The following is a 741-nucleotide window of genomic DNA, read 5'->3' on the forward strand; positions in this document are numbered from 1 at the left end:
GTAAGCTTTCGACATCTTTCATCCCAAACTGAACAATACCATCTGCTTCAACATTTTCTTCTATGTAACTCGATAGTTTAGTTGATTTAGGAAATATGATTTCAAGATCCTGTTCTATTCTACGATATGTTGGCAAATACATTAATGAGCAATTCACTTTGTCATTTATGAAGGCGATAGCTTTAGCAATGTCATCTGATTCCGCATCCAAATTATCTTCGGAGAAACTATTAATATCCAAAATGTAATCATTTATATAGTCGCTCACTAAAGAAGAGGGGGGAATCGGGTTACCTAATTCCTTAAATTCATTTCTTATTTTAAATATTACATCTCTATTCTTAAACTTCGTAAAATTCCCATCAAAATTACTCTGAATATACTCATGAATATACAACTTAAGTTTATAAGCAAGACTATTTCTACTAGGTTCTCGATTTCTTCTATTGTCTTTCCTGTCAAAATAATCAATGATATCCTGTTTAGGAAATGACTTCGTTTCACCATCGATACTTATATTAATATCTTCATAATCGTATTCAATAAGTTTTGCCCACTCAGCCTTTAGTAAGTAGTAAATCATTGAGAGAATGGTACTCTTACCAGTCCCATTCTCACCAACTATAATAAAGCTATTATCTTCAATACTTATACTGTAGTTATTGAAACCGTTAAGGTTTTTGATTTTTATCTCTTCTATTCTCATGGGTTATGAATTCTCTTTAATTTTAGGTTGCATTT

The 741-nt window shown here is 31.0% G+C and carries 1 protein-coding gene; it reads right to left on the reverse strand.

Annotation, left to right across the window (positions count from 1 at the left end; genetic code table 11):
* Positions 1 to 706: AAA family ATPase (locus WH277_RS00810; protein WP_339503819.1), on the reverse strand; the 706-nt coding region annotated here is incomplete at its 3' end.
* Between the last annotated feature and the right edge of the window lie 35 nt (positions 707 to 741).

This window comes from Erwinia sp. MYb416, from assembly GCF_037479575.1.
Lineage (GTDB): Bacteria > Pseudomonadota > Gammaproteobacteria > Enterobacterales > Enterobacteriaceae > Erwinia > Erwinia rhapontici.